The organism is Mycobacterium sp. 141 (genome assembly GCF_000382405.1).
GTDB lineage: Bacteria > Actinomycetota > Actinomycetes > Mycobacteriales > Mycobacteriaceae > Mycobacterium.
Genome location: NZ_KB908258.1, coordinates 155901 through 170516, shown reverse-complemented (window position 1 = coordinate 170516; position 14616 = coordinate 155901). Strand labels below are relative to the sequence as shown.

9 protein-coding genes and 3 rRNA genes are annotated in these 14616 nt (G+C 61.7%); 9 read left to right on the top strand and 3 right to left on the bottom strand.

The genetic code is table 11. The annotated features are described in order from the left end of the window. Window positions 1–32: 32 nt before the first annotated feature. From atpA to H276_RS0108015, 5 genes are read left to right on the top strand one after another with little or no spacing between them, the layout of a single operon-like run. A complete protein-coding gene (atpA, locus tag H276_RS0108035) occupies window positions 33–1682 on the top strand; it encodes a F0F1 ATP synthase subunit alpha (RefSeq protein WP_019970784.1) in 1650 nt (549 codons plus the stop codon). 7 nt (window positions 1683–1689) lie between these two features. Next, window positions 1690–2613, top strand: a complete 924-nt coding sequence (locus H276_RS0108030) for a F0F1 ATP synthase subunit gamma (protein WP_019970783.1) — start codon at window positions 1690–1692, stop codon at window positions 2611–2613. A gap of 43 nt (window positions 2614–2656) precedes the next feature. Then, entirely contained in the window at window positions 2657–4087 is a 1431-nt protein-coding gene (gene atpD, locus H276_RS0108025) for a F0F1 ATP synthase subunit beta (RefSeq protein ID WP_019970782.1), read from the top strand. 57 nt (window positions 4088–4144) lie between these two features. Continuing rightward, a complete protein-coding gene (locus H276_RS0108020; protein WP_019970781.1) occupies window positions 4145–4510 on the top strand; it encodes a F0F1 ATP synthase subunit epsilon in 366 nt (121 codons plus the stop codon). Between the two features lie 7 nt (window positions 4511–4517). Further along, window positions 4518–4964 carry a DUF2550 domain-containing protein gene (locus H276_RS0108015; RefSeq protein ID WP_026356711.1) on the top strand — a complete coding sequence of 149 codons (447 nt, stop codon included), beginning with the start codon at window positions 4518–4520 and terminating at the stop codon, window positions 4962–4964. Here the strand turns inward: H276_RS0108015 and H276_RS0108010 are convergent. Then, window positions 4958–5530 (bottom strand): cob(I)yrinic acid a,c-diamide adenosyltransferase, encoded by a 573-nt coding sequence (locus tag H276_RS0108010; protein ID WP_019970779.1) that lies wholly within the window; start codon window positions 5528–5530, stop codon window positions 4958–4960. The two genes, H276_RS0108015 and H276_RS0108010, sit on opposite strands and share 7 nt — an antisense overlap. A gap of 87 nt (window positions 5531–5617) precedes the next feature. Here H276_RS0108010 and murA point away from each other — a divergent pair, with 87 nt between their 5' ends. The 4 genes from murA to rrf all read left to right on the top strand — a co-directional run bounded on the left by murA (window position 5618) and on the right by rrf (window position 12506). Continuing rightward, window positions 5618–6871 carry a UDP-N-acetylglucosamine 1-carboxyvinyltransferase gene (gene murA / locus H276_RS0108005; RefSeq protein ID WP_019970778.1) on the top strand — a complete coding sequence of 418 codons (1254 nt, stop codon included), beginning with the start codon at window positions 5618–5620 and terminating at the stop codon, window positions 6869–6871. 345 nt (window positions 6872–7216) lie between these two features. Then, window positions 7217–8734: ribosomal RNA gene (locus H276_RS0107995) — 16S ribosomal RNA — on the top strand. 374 nt (window positions 8735–9108) lie between these two features. Further along, window positions 9109–12231, top strand: a 23S ribosomal RNA gene (locus H276_RS0107990). Window positions 12232–12392: 161 nt separating this feature from the next. Beyond that, window positions 12393–12506 (top strand): 5S ribosomal RNA (rrf, locus tag H276_RS0107985). The 16S, 23S and 5S rRNA genes sit together here, the layout of an rRNA operon. 71 nt (window positions 12507–12577) lie before the next feature. Here the strand turns inward: rrf and H276_RS0107980 are convergent. Next, window positions 12578–13075, bottom strand: coding sequence for a methylated-DNA--[protein]-cysteine S-methyltransferase (locus H276_RS0107980; protein ID WP_026356710.1), 498 nt, complete (start codon window positions 13073–13075; stop codon window positions 12578–12580). Further along, entirely contained in the window at window positions 13072–14589 is a 1518-nt protein-coding gene (locus tag H276_RS0107975) for a DNA-3-methyladenine glycosylase 2 family protein (RefSeq protein WP_019970775.1), read from the bottom strand. The genes H276_RS0107980 and H276_RS0107975 overlap by 4 nt, the downstream gene beginning before the upstream one ends. Window positions 14590–14616: the final 27 nt, after the last annotated feature.

Below are 14616 nucleotides of genomic sequence, written 5' to 3'. Positions count from 1 at the left end.
ACCCCAGGAACTAGGTAGGAAGACGAAAAACCATGGCAGAGTTGACAATCTCGGCTGCTGATATCGAAGGTGCCATCGAGGACTACGTATCCTCGTTTTCCGCCGACACCGAGCGTGAAGAGATCGGCACCGTCATCGATGCCGGTGACGGCATCGCCCACGTCGAGGGACTGCCCTCGGTGATGACGCAGGAGCTCCTGGAGTTCCCCGGTGGCGTCCTGGGCGTCGCGCTCAACCTCGACGAGCACAGCGTTGGTGCCGTCATCCTGGGTGAGTTCGAGAAGATCGAAGAGGGCCAGCAGGTCAAGCGCACCGGTGAGGTGCTGTCGGTTCCGGTCGGCGATGCCTTCCTCGGGCGCGTCATCAACCCGCTGGGCCAGCCGATCGACGGCCAGGGCGACATCACCGCCGAGACCCGCCGCGCCCTAGAGCTGCAGGCCCCCTCGGTGGTTCAGCGTCAGGGCGTCAGCGAGCCGCTGCAGACCGGCATCAAGGCCATCGACGCCATGACGCCGATCGGCCGTGGCCAGCGCCAGCTGATCATCGGCGACCGCAAGACCGGTAAGACCGCCGTCTGCGTCGACACCATCCTGAACCAGCGCGAAGCCTGGGAGACCGGCGATCCCAAGCAGCAGGTGCGCTGCGTGTACGTCGCGATCGGCCAGAAGGGCACCACCATCGCCAGCGTGAAGCGCGCGCTGGAAGAGGGTGGCGCGATGGAGTACACCACCATCGTCGCGGCTCCGGCTTCCGACTCGGCCGGCTTCAAGTGGCTCGCCCCCTACACCGGTTCGGCCATCGGCCAGCACTGGATGTACAACGGCAAGCATGTGCTGATCGTCTTCGATGACCTCTCCAAGCAGGCCGACGCCTACCGCGCGATCTCACTGCTGCTGCGCCGCCCGCCGGGCCGTGAAGCCTTCCCCGGCGACGTGTTCTACCTGCACTCGCGGCTGCTGGAGCGTTGCGCCAAGCTCTCCGATGAGCTCGGTGGCGGTTCGATGACGGGTCTGCCGATCATCGAGACCAAGGCCAACGACATCTCGGCGTTCATCCCGACCAACGTCATCTCCATCACCGACGGCCAGTGCTTCCTGGAGTCCGACCTGTTCAACCAGGGCGTCCGACCCGCGGTCAACGTCGGTGTGTCGGTGTCCCGTGTCGGTGGCGCCGCGCAGATCAAGGCGATGAAAGAGGTGGCGGGCTCGCTGCGTCTGGACCTGTCTCAGTACCGCGAGCTGGAGGCCTTCGCGGCCTTCGCCTCTGACCTGGACGCCGCGTCCAAGGCCCAGCTGGACCGTGGTGTCCGCCTGGTCGAGCTCCTCAAGCAGGCGCAGTACAGCCCGATGGCGGTCGAGGACCAGGTCGTGGCAATCTTCCTCGGCACCCAGGGGCATCTGGATTCGGTTCCCGCCGAGGATGTTTCGCGCTTCGAGGCCGAGTTCCTGGAGCACGTGAAGGCCAGCCACGCCGAGATCCTCACCGGGATCAAGGAATCCAAGAAGCTCTCTGAGGAGAACGAGGCGAAGCTGGTTTCGGTCGTCAACGACTTCAAGAAGGGCTTCGCTGCCAGCGACGGCAGCTCGGTGGTCGCCAACGAGGCTGACGCAGAGGCACTGGATCCCGAGGACCTGGAGAAGGAATCCGTCAAGGTCCGTAAGCCGGCTCCCAAGAAGGCCTAGGTAACCAATGGCAGCCACACTGCGCGAACTACGCGGACGTATCCGCTCCGCCTCGTCGATCAAGAAGATCACGAAGGCCCAGGAGCTGATCGCCACCTCACGGATCGCCAAGGCGCAGGCGCGGGTCGATGCGGCCCGGCCCTACGCCACGGAGATCACCAACATGCTCACCGAGCTCGCCGGTGCCAGCGCGCTGGACCACCCGCTGCTCGTCGAGCGGGAGAACCCCAAGCGGGCCGGTGTGCTGGTGGTGTCCTCGGACCGCGGACTGTGCGGCGGTTACAACGCCAACGTGCTGCGCCGCGCCGAGGAGCTGTTCTCGTTGTTGCGCGACGAGGGCAAGAATCCCGTGCTGTACGTGGTCGGCCGGAAGGCCTTGGGCTACTACAGCTTCCGGCAACGCACCGTGACCGAGTCGTGGACCGGCTTTTCCGAGCGTCCCTCGTATGAGGATGCCAAGACGATCGCCGACACTCTGGTGGCGGCGTTCATGGCGGGTGCCGACGACAGCGGTGACGAGCCAGGTGCCGATGGTGTTCTAGGCGTCGACGAACTGCACATCGTGTCGACCGAGTTCCGGTCGATGCTCTCGCAGACCGCGGTGGCACTGCGGATCGCACCGATGGTCGTCGAATACGTCGGTGAGTCCGAAGCCGGTCCGCACACGCTGTATTCGTTCGAGCCCAACGCAGAGACGCTGTTCGATACGCTGCTGCCGCGCTACATCGCGACCCGCGTGTATGCGGCCCTGCTGGAAGCCGCGGCCTCCGAGTCGGCGTCTCGCCGCCGCGCCATGAAGTCGGCCACCGACAACGCCGATGATCTGATCAAGGCGCTGACGCTCGCGGCCAACCGGGAGCGGCAGGCTCAGATCACCCAGGAAATCAGCGAAATCGTCGGTGGCGCCAACGCGCTGGCCGACGCACGCTAGCCGGATTAAAGACAAAGGCCCCGTAGGAAAGCGAAGAAAAGAAATGACTGCAGCCGTAGACACCAAGACCGCGGGTCGCGTTGTCCGTATCACCGGCCCGGTGGTGGACGTCGAGTTTCCGCGTGGCGCCGTGCCAGACCTGTTCAATGCGCTGCACGCCGACATCAGCTTCGGCGCGCTGGCCAAGACCCTGACGCTTGAGGTTGCCCAGCACCTCGGAGACAACCTGGTGCGCTGCATCTCGATGCAGCCCACCGATGGCCTGGTCCGCGGCGTCGAGGTCACCGATACCGGCGCCTCGATCTCGGTGCCTGTCGGCGACGGTGTCAAAGGACACGTGTTCAACGCCCTGGGCGACTGCCTCGACGATCCCGGTTACGGCAAGGACTTCGAGCACTGGTCGATTCACCGCAAGCCGCCGGCCTTCGCCGACCTGGAGCCCCGCACCGAGATGCTGGAAACCGGTCTGAAGGTCGTCGACCTGCTCACGCCGTACGTGCGCGGTGGCAAGATCGCCCTGTTCGGTGGTGCCGGTGTGGGTAAGACGGTTCTGATCCAGGAGATGATCAACCGCATCGCCCGCAACTTCGGTGGTACCTCGGTGTTCGCCGGCGTCGGTGAGCGCACCCGTGAGGGCAACGACCTGTGGGTCGAGCTCGCGGACGCCAACGTGCTCAAGGACACCGCGCTGGTGTTCGGCCAGATGGACGAGCCGCCAGGCACTCGTATGCGCGTCGCCCTGTCGGCCCTGACCATGGCCGAGTTCTTCCGCGATGAGCAGGGCCAGGACGTGCTGCTGTTCATCGACAACATCTTCCGGTTCACCCAGGCCGGTTCGGAGGTGTCGACCCTGCTGGGCCGTATGCCTTCTGCCGTGGGTTACCAGCCGACGCTGGCCGACGAGATGGGTGAGCTGCAGGAGCGCATCACCTCGACCCGCGGTCGTTCGATCACCTCGATGCAGGCCGTGTACGTGCCCGCCGACGACTACACCGACCCCGCACCGGCGACCACGTTCGCCCACCTGGATGCCACCACCGAGCTTTCACGTGCGGTGTTCTCCAAGGGCATCTTCCCCGCGGTGGATCCGCTGGCGTCGTCCTCGACGATCCTGCACCCCAGCGTCGTCGGTGACGAGCACTACCGCGTCGCGCAGGAAGTCATCCGGATTCTGCAGCGCTACAAGGACCTTCAGGACATCATCGCCATCCTCGGTATCGACGAGCTGTCGGAAGAGGACAAGGTCCTGGTGTACCGCGCCCGTAAGATCGAGCGCTTCCTGAGCCAGAACATGATGGCCGCCGAGCAGTTCACCGGCCAGCCGGGTTCGACCGTGCCGCTCAAGGAGACCATCGAGGCCTTCGACAAGCTGGCCAAGGGCGAGTTCGACCACCTGCCCGAGCAGGCGTTCTTCCTCATCGGTGGCCTCGACGATCTGGCGAAGAAGGCCGAGAGCCTCGGCGCCAAGCTGTGATGAGCGCTCTAGACCGAAGGCAGCGCACGCGAGGAGCACAGAGAAAGGTGGTGTGACATGGCCGACTTGCACGTCGAGATCGTCGCCGTGGAACGCGAGCTTTGGTCGGGTGACGCGACGTTCGTGTTCACCCGCACCACCGCGGGTGAGATCGGCATCCTGCCGCGGCACATCCCGCTGGTCGCCCAGCTCGTCGAGGACGCCATGGTGCGCGTCGAGCGCGAGGGCGAAGACGATGTACGGATCGCCGTCGACGGCGGGTTTCTGTCGGTGAGCGAAGAGGCTGTCCGGATTCTGGTCGAGAATGCTCAGCTGGAATCAGAGATCGACGCTGACGCGGCGAAGCGGGATTCCGAATCCGATGACCAGGCAACCGCGGCATGGGGTAGAGCCCGGCTGCGTGCTCTAGGCCAGATCGACTGATATGCCGATGAGCGCGCCCATGATCATCATGGTCGCGCTGGTCTGTGTGCTGCTGCTGGCAGTTACTGCGCTGTCCTACCGACTCTGGAAGTTACGCCAGGTCGGTGGGACAGCGGCGATTTTGCGGGATTATCCCGCGGTCGGCGGTCACGGCTGGCGGCACGGAGTCATGCGCTATCACGGGGGTGAAGCCGGGTTCTACCGGCTTTCGAGCGTGCGCTGGTGGCCGGATCGTCGGCTCAGCCGGCGCGGCCTCGAAGTGGTGTCACGGCGTGCCCCACGCGGTGACGAGTTCGACATCATGACGCCCGAGATCGTCGTGCTCGAGCTGCGTGATGCCAGCCCCGAGCGCCGCCAGGGTTACGAGATCGCACTGGATCGAAGGGCGCTGACGGCCTTCACGTCGTGGCTGGAATCGCGGCCGTCGCCACGTGCGCGCCGACGCAGTTACTGACCCTGCCCAGGTTTCCAGAGCACATCGCCGCCTGGATTGGCCACTCGGGACAGTATGAAGAGCAGGTCAGACAGTCGGTTGAGGTACTTCGCCGGCAACACGCTGACGCCGGCACCATGCTCTGCGACCGCAGTCCAGGCCGATCGTTCCGCTCGGCGCGCCACGGTGCGAGCCACGTGCAGCAGTGCCGAAAGCGGGGTTCCGCCGGGCAGGATGAATGAATTCAGTGCGGGCAGCGGCTCATTGAATTCGTCACACCACCGCTCCAGCCGGTCGATGTAGTCCTGCGAGATACGCAGCGGCGGATACTTCGGGTTCTCCACCACGGGGGTGGAGAGGTCAGCGCCCGCGTCGAACAGATCGTTTTGGATCTGTCGCAGCACCACGAGCAACTCGTCGCCGGGCTGTCCCATCGCGACTGCGACACCGATCGCGGCGTTGGCTTCGTCACAATCTGCGTACGCGATCAGCCTCGTGTCATTCTTCGAGACTCTGCTGAAATCGCTGAGTCCAGTGGTGCCGTCGTCACCGGTGCGGGTGTAGATGCGGGTGAGGTGAACAGCCATGTTGGAACCGTACCGGCTGCAACATCTGCCCCGTCATTCTGAGAGAGCATTCCGAATCTCAGTCAATGGCCGCATAAACTAACCCGCGTGAGCGAGCGATTCGTGGTGACCGGCGGAAACCGGTTGTCGGGCGAAGTTGCTGTCGGCGGAGCGAAGAACAGCGTGCTGAAGTTGATGGCAGCGGCACTGCTGGCAGAGGGCACCAGCACCATCACCAACTGCCCCGACATCCTGGATGTGCCGTTGATGGCCGAGGTGCTGCGGGGCTTGGGTGCCACCGTCGAGCTGGACGGCGGCACCGTCTGGATCACTTCTCCTGACGAACTCAAGTACGACGCCGACTTCGCCGCGGTGAGACAGTTCCGAGCCTCGGTCTGCGTGCTCGGCCCTTTGGTCGGTCGATGCAAGAAGGCCAAGGTCGCACTGCCCGGCGGTGACGCCATCGGCTCGCGGCCGCTGGACATGCATCAGTCTGGGTTACGCCAGCTCGGGGCGCGATGCAACATCGAACACGGTTGTGTGGTGGCCGATGCCGATCATCTGCGTGGTGCGGAGATCCAGCTTGAGTTCCCCTCCGTAGGGGCCACGGAGAACATCCTGATGGCTGCCGTTTTCGCCGAGGGGGTGACCACAATCCACAACGCCGCGAGGGAACCCGACATCGTCGACATCTGCGCGATGCTCAACCAGATGGGGGCTGAGGTCAGCGGCGCGGGCACGTCGACGTTGACGATTACCGGTGTTGACCGGCTGTACCCGACAGAGCACAGGGTGATCGGCGACCGCATCGTTGCCGCCACCTGGGGGATCGCCGCGGCGATGACGCGCGGCGACATATCGGTGACCGGTGTCGACCCCCAACATCTGCAGTTGGTGCTGCACAAACTTCACGACGCCGGTGCGACCGTGACACAGAACGATGACGGCTTCCGGGTGGTCCAGTACGAGCGGCCCAAGGCGGTGAACGTGGCGACGCTGCCGTTCCCCGGATTCCCGACGGATCTGCAGCCGATGGCGATCGGCTTGGCTTCCATAGCCGACGGCACGTCGATGATCACCGAGAACGTCTTTGAGGCTCGGTTCCGTTTTGTCGAGGAGATGATCCGGCTCGGAGCCGACGCCCGGACCGACGGACACCATGCAGTTATCCGCGGGATCTCGCAGCTCTCGAGCGCACCGGTGTGGTCTTCGGACATCCGGGCCGGTGCCGGGCTGGTGCTGGCCGGCTTGGTCGCCGATGGGGACACCGAGGTTCACGACGTGTTTCACATCGACCGCGGCTACCCGTTGTTCGTCGAGAACCTGGTGAGCTTGGGGGCGGAGATCGAGCGGGTAAGCTAGTTCGAGTCGCCCGGGTTCGGTCGAAATGCCTCTGACCAGGCGATTTGACTCCCGAGCGCGGATAGTTCTAATCTAGTCGAGTTGCCCCGGCAGCGGGGAGACAAAGTCGCTTGACAGTCTGACGAAGATGGTTTAAGCTGGCAGGGTTGCCCTAAAAGGGTCAACTCGAAACAATCTAGTCTGTTGTTTGAGAACTCAATAGTGTGTTTGGTGGTTTTTGTTTGTTGTTTTTTGGTCATGCTCTTTTTCCCGTTTGGGGTGTGGCTGTTTTTTGTTTTTTTGGATGCCGGTTTTTGGTGTCTGTTGTTTGTGATCGGATTTTTCTGAATGGCCTTTTTTGGGTTTTGTTTGGAGAGTTTGATCCTGGCTCAGGACGAACGCTGGCGGCGTGCTTAACACATGCAAGTCGAACGGAAAGGCCCTTCGGGGTGCTCGAGTGGCGAACGGGTGAGTAACACGTGGGTGATCTGCCCTGCACTTTGGGATAAGCCTGGGAAACTGGGTCTAATACCGAATAGGACTCCGGACTGCATGGTCTGGGGTGGAAAGCTTTTGCGGTGTGGGATGGGCCCGCGGCCTATCAGCTTGTTGGTGGGGTGATGGCCTACCAAGGCGACGACGGGTAGCCGGCCTGAGAGGGTGACCGGCCACACTGGGACTGAGATACGGCCCAGACTCCTACGGGAGGCAGCAGTGGGGAATATTGCACAATGGGCGCAAGCCTGATGCAGCGACGCCGCGTGGGGGATGACGGCCTTCGGGTTGTAAACCTCTTTCAGCACAGACGAAGCGTAAGTGACGGTATGTGCAGAAGAAGCACCGGCCAACTACGTGCCAGCAGCCGCGGTAATACGTAGGGTGCGAGCGTTGTCCGGAATTACTGGGCGTAAAGAGCTCGTAGGTGGTTTGTCGCGTTGTTCGTGAAAACTCACAGCTTAACTGTGGGCGTGCGGGCGATACGGGCAGACTGGAGTACTGCAGGGGAGACTGGAATTCCTGGTGTAGCGGTGGAATGCGCAGATATCAGGAGGAACACCGGTGGCGAAGGCGGGTCTCTGGGCAGTAACTGACGCTGAGGAGCGAAAGCGTGGGGAGCGAACAGGATTAGATACCCTGGTAGTCCACGCCGTAAACGGTGGGTACTAGGTGTGGGTTTCCTTCCTTGGGATCCGTGCCGTAGCTAACGCATTAAGTACCCCGCCTGGGGAGTACGGCCGCAAGGCTAAAACTCAAAGGAATTGACGGGGGCCCGCACAAGCGGCGGAGCATGTGGATTAATTCGATGCAACGCGAAGAACCTTACCTGGGTTTGACATGCACAGGACGACTGCAGAGATGTGGTTTCCCTTGTGGCCTGTGTGCAGGTGGTGCATGGCTGTCGTCAGCTCGTGTCGTGAGATGTTGGGTTAAGTCCCGCAACGAGCGCAACCCTTGTCCTATGTTGCCAGCGGGTGATGCCGGGGACTCGTAGGAGACTGCCGGGGTCAACTCGGAGGAAGGTGGGGATGACGTCAAGTCATCATGCCCCTTATGTCCAGGGCTTCACACATGCTACAATGGCCGGTACAAAGGGCTGCGATGCCGTGAGGTGGAGCGAATCCTTTCAAAGCCGGTCTCAGTTCGGATCGGGGTCTGCAACTCGACCCCGTGAAGTCGGAGTCGCTAGTAATCGCAGATCAGCAACGCTGCGGTGAATACGTTCCCGGGCCTTGTACACACCGCCCGTCACGTCATGAAAGTCGGTAACACCCGAAGCCGGTGGCCTAACCCTTGTGGAGGGAGCCGTCGAAGGTGGGATCGGCGATTGGGACGAAGTCGTAACAAGGTAGCCGTACCGGAAGGTGCGGCTGGATCACCTCCTTTCTAAGGAGCACCACGAGAGACGCTCTCCGTTGGGGAGGGTGTGAGCCGTGAGGAACCTGTCGGGTTGTAGTGACCGGGGTTTGGTGCAACAACAAACGTTGAGCCGGCGTGGGATTCGTCGGTGAGGAAGCTGCCAGACACGCTATTGGGCTTTGAGACAACAGGCCCGTGTTTCCCTGGCCCCTGTGTGGGGTGGGAGGTCGTGTTGTTGCCCTGCTTTGGTGGTGGGGTGTGGTGTTTGATTTGTGGATAGTGGTTGCGAGCATCTAGCACGCGGATATGTGAGGCTGTCACTGCCTGTAGGGGTGGTGTGGGTCTTGTGTGTTTGTGTGTTGATGTGCAATTTCTTTTGAAACTCATTTTTGGTTTTTGTGTTGTAAGTGTTTAAGGGCGCATGGTGGATGCCTTGGCACTGGGAGCCGATGAAGGACGTGGGAGGCTGCGATATGCCTCGGGGAGCTGTCAACCGAGCGTGGATCCGAGGATGTCCGAATGGGGAAACCCGGCACGAGTGATGTCGTGTCACCCGGCACTGAATACATAGGTGTCGGGGGGGAACGCGGGGAAGTGAAACATCTCAGTACCCGTAGGAAGAGAAAACAATTGTGATTCCGTGAGTAGTGGCGAGCGAAAGCGGAGGATGGCTAAACCGTATGCATGTGATACCGGGTAGGGGTTGTGTGTGCGGGGTTGTGGGACCTATCTTCTCAGTTCTATCCGACTGGGGGGCAGTGAGAAAATGTTGTGGTTAGCGGAAGTGGCTTGGGATGGCCTGCCGTAGACGGTGAGAGCCCGGTACGTGAAAACCCGACGTCTGTCTTGATGGTGTTCCCGAGTAGCAGCGGGCTCGTGGAATCTGCTGTGAATCTGCCGGGACCACCCGGTAAGCCTGAATACTTCCCAGTGACCGATAGCGGATGAGTACCGTGAGGGAATGGTGAAAAGTACCCCGGGAGGGGAGTGAAAGAGTACCTGAAACCGTGCGCTTACAATCCGTCAGAGCCCTCACTTTGTGTGGGGTGATGGCGTGCCTTTTGAAGAATGAGCCTGCGAGTCAGGGACATGTCGCGAGGTTAACCCGGGTGGGGTAGCCGCAGCGAAAGCGAGTCTGAATAGGGCGTATCCAATCCGTAGGGGTTGGTGTAGTGGTGTGTTCTGGACCCGAAGCGGAGTGATCTACCCATGGCCAGGGTGAAGCGCGGGTAAGACCGTGTGGAGGCCCGAACCCACTTAGGTTGAAGACTGAGGGGATGAGTTGTGGGTAGGGGTGAAAGGCCAATCAAACTCCGTGATAGCTGGTTCTCCCCGAAATGCATTTAGGTGCAGCGTCACATGTTTCTTGTTGGAGGTAGAGCTACTGGATGGCCGATGGGCCCTACTAGGTTACTGACGTCAGCCAAACTCCGAATGCCGACAAGTCTAAGAGTGTGGCAGTGAGACGGCGGGGGATAAGCTCCGTGCGTCGAGAGGGAAACAGCCCAGATCGCCGGCTAAGGCCCCTAAGCGTGTGCTAAGTGGAAAAGGATGTGCAGTCGCGAAGACAACCAGGAGGTTGGCTTAGAAGCAGCCACCCTTGAAAGAGTGCGTAATAGCTCACTGGTCAAGTGATTGTGCGCCGATAATGTAGCGGGGCTCAAGCACACCGCCGAAGCCGCGGCAACGTATTTGTACGTTGGGTAGGGGAGCGTCCTGCATCCGGTGAAGCCGCCGAGTGATCGAGTGGTGGAGGGTGTGGGAGTGAGAATGCAGGCATGAGTAGCGAATAGGCAAGTGAGAACCTTGCCCGCCGAAAGACCAAGGGTTCCTGGGCCAGGCCAGTCCGCCCAGGGTGAGTCGGGACCTAAGGCGAGGCCGACAGGCGTAGTCGATGGACAACGGGTTGATATTCCCGTACCCGTGTGTGTGCGTCCCTGATGAATCAATCGTGCTAACCACCCAAATGGTGGTCCACTAATCCCTTCGGGGTGCGGGGATCGCTGGCTGCGTGGGACCCTGGTTGGTAGTAGTCAAGCGATGGGGTGACGCAGGAAGGTAGCCGTACCGGTCAGTGGTAATACCGGGGTAAGCCTGTAGGGAGGAACGTAGGTAAATCCGCGTTTCGCATATCCTGAGAGGTGATGCATAGCCGAGTGAGGCGAATTCGGTGATCCTATGCTGCCAAGAAAAGCCTCTAGCGAGGACATACACGGCCCGTACCCCAAACCAACACAGGTGGTCAGGTAGAGAATACTAAGGCGTACGAGTGAACTATGGTTAAGGAACTCGGCAAAATGCCCCCGTAACTTCGGGAGAAGGGGGACCCCCATATCGTGAGCCGGTTTGCCCGGGGTAGCGGGAGGGGGTGGCACAAACCAGTGAGAAGCGACTGTTTACTAAAAACACAGGTCCGTGCGAAGTCGCAAGACGATGTATACGGACTGACGCCTGCCCGGTGCTGGAAGGTTAAGAGGACCCGTTAACCCTTCGGGGTGAAGCGGAGAATTTAAGCCCCAGTAAACGGCGGTGGTAACTATAACCATCCTAAGGTAGCGAAATTCCTTGTCGGGTAAGTTCCGACCTGCACGAATGGCGTAACGACTTCTCAACTGTCTCAACCATAGACTCGGCGAAATTGCACTACGAGTAAAGATGCTCGTTACGCGCGGCAGGACGAAAAGACCCCGGGACCTTCACTACAACTTGGTATTGGTGCTCGATACGGTTTGTGTAGGATAGGTGGGAGACTGTGATATTCACACGCCAGTGTGGGTGGAGTCGTTGTTGAAATACCACTCTGATCGTATTGGGCCTCTAACCTCGGACCGTATATCCGGTTCAGGGACAGTGCCTGGTGGGTAGTTTAACTGGGGCGGTTGCCTCCTAAAATGTAACGGAGGCGCCCAAAGGTTCCCTCAACCTGGACGGCAATCAGGTGTTGAGTGTAAGTGCACAAGGGAGCTTGACTGCGAGACGGACATGTCGAGCAGGGACGAAAGTCGGGACTAGTGATCCGGCACCTCTGAGTGGAAGGGGTGTCGCTCAACGGATAAAAGGTACCCCGGGGATAACAGGCTGATCTTCCCCAAGAGTCCATATCGACGGGATGGTTTGGCACCTCGATGTCGGCTCGTCGCATCCTGGGGCTGGAGCAGGTCCCAAGGGTTGGGCTGTTCGCCCATTAAAGCGGCACGCGAGCTGGGTTTAGAACGTCGTGAGACAGTTCGGTCTCTATCCGCCGCGCGCGTCAGAAGCTTGAGGAAATCTGTCCCTAGTACGAGAGGACCGGGACGGACGAACCTCTGGTCTACCAGTTGTCCCACCAGGGGCACTGCTGGATAGCTACGTTCGGACAGGATAACCGCTGAAAGCATCTAAGCGGGAAACCCCCTCCAAGACCAGGCTTCTCACCCATTTCAGTGGGATAAGGCCCCCCGCAGACCACGGGATCGATAGACCAGACCTAGACACCCAGCAATGGGCGCAGGGAACTGGCACTAACCGGCCGAAAACTTACAACAACCCACAAACACCAACGTGTTCGGGTTTCGTAAGACACGCACAACCTTGCTTCGCAACCACACCACACACCCCCACGACCCCCGGGTCGCCACGGGTGCACACCACACCCCACCACCAAAACACACCCAAAGATTCACACCCAGAAACGGGTGAATAAAGTTACGGCGGTCCATAGCGGCAGGGAAACGCCCGGTCCCATCCCGAACCCGGAAGCTAAGCCTGCCAGCGCCGATGATACTACCCACACGGGTGGAAAAGTAGGACACCGCCGAACACACATTAAGCCCCGGGCCCCCAATTTCGATTGGGGGCCCGGGCATTTTTTTGTATCTATATGTAAATAGCTCAGCCGAAAAGTGCCGGCTCCCGGCGGCTTTTCTCCAATTCCAGCAGTGCCCTTTTGCGGTCCAGTCCACCCCCATATCCGGTCAGGCTGCCATTAGCGCCGATCACCCGGTGACACGGCACCACGATTCCGATCGGATTGTGCCCATTGGCCAATCCGACCGCCCGAAATGCTCCGGGGGATCCGACCTCACGGGCTATATCGCCGTATGTGCACGTTTCGCCATAGGGAATCGACTGCAGAGCGGCCCACACCCGGCGTTGGAATGCCGTGCCGACCATGTGCAGTTCCAGGTCGAATACCGTGCGCTCACCGGCGAAATACTCTGCCAATTGTTCGACGGCATCGGGAAAGGCCGTCTTGTCGACTTCCCAGCCGTCACGGCTCGGCTCATAAGTCTGATCGACCATGCGAAGGTGCATCAGCCGCCCGTCTCTTCCCGCCAAGGTCAGAGGACCTACCGGACTGTCCACAGATCGGCATTGCAGTGTCGTCATCGTTTCTCCTGAACTTTCAGATCCTCATGCTGGGTAACCACCGGCCAGTCGTTGACTACGTGGTCCAGCGTGGTCCACAGGTGCTGAGTCGCGTAGGAACGCCAAGGGCGCCAGCGTGTGCTGTACCGGGTCAGTGCGGTCTGGTCCGAAGGCAGCCCGAGTTGCTCGGCCGCCAACCGGACACCGAGGTCGCTGGCGGGAAACGCGTCGGGATCTCCGAGCCCCCGCATGGCGATCACCTCGGCGCTCCACGGCCCGATACCGGGCAGTGCCAGGAGTTGCTCGCGGGCTGCCGTCCAGTCGCAGCCGGGGTCGAGGACCAGGGTGCCGTCGGTCAGGGCACGAACGAGTGCGCTGACCGTCCGGCGTCGTGCGGTGGGCATGGACAGATGGGTGGGATCGATCTCCGCGAGGGCGGCGACATCGGGGAACGCATGGGTCAGACCGCCGGTGTCATCGCGCACGGGCTGTCCGTAGGCCTTGACCAGCCGGCCCACGTGGGTGCGTGCCGCTTTGATGGACACCTGTTGCCCGAGCACCACCCGGATCGCGAGCTCGGCCTCGTCGACTGTGCGCGGGATGCGTTGGCCCGGCGCCTTGGCCACCACGGCGGCCAGGTCCTGATCGGTGCCCAACGCGTCAACCACGGCCTCCGGATCGGCATCGAGGTCGAGCAGCCGGCGGCACCGGGCGATGGCGGCGCCGAGATCGCGGAAGTCGTCGAGCACCAATCGGCAGCGGACATGGTCCGGGTGCGGCTGCAGGCTGACGACGCCGTGACCGTGTGGCAACCGCAGCGAGCGTCGCAGCCACCCGTCGCGCACTTCCTCCAGTCCTGGCACCGCGCTGGCCGCTAGGTGGCCGAACAATCCCTCGAACGCGAACGGCGTACGAACCGGCAACCGCAGCGACACCACCCCGGGGGACACCGACTCGTCGCGGCCGAATCGGGTTGTCGCGCGCCGACGCAGCTCGCTCGGTGTCAAATCGCAGACCGCCCGGACGGTGTCGTTGAATTGGCGGATGCTGGCGAATCCGGCGGCGAAAGCGACGTCTCCGAACGGCAATTCGGTGGTCTCGATGAGCACCCGCGCGGTTTGGGTGCGCTGTGCACGGGCCAGGGCCAATGGGCCGGCGCCCAGTTCTGCCTGCATGATGCGCTGCAACTGTCGGGTGGTGTAGCCGATGCGTGCAGCCAAACCGGTGACGCCTTCGCGGTCCACGATGCCGTCGGCGATGAGCCGCATACAGCGGGCGACCGCGTCACCCCGGACATTCCACTCCGGTGAACCGGGAGATGCGTCAGGCCGGCACCGTTTGCAGGCGCGGAATCCGGCGGCCTGCGCCGCCGCTGCGGTGGGGTAGAACCGCATGTTGTGAGCCAGTGGCGGGCGCACCGGACAGCTGGGGCGACAGTAGATCCCTGTGGTGAGCACTGCGATGACAAACCAACCGTCGAACCGGGCGTCCTTGGACTGGACGGCCCGGTAACAGCGGTCGAAATCGTCGTGCACAACTGCAACGATGGCACGAGCCGGACG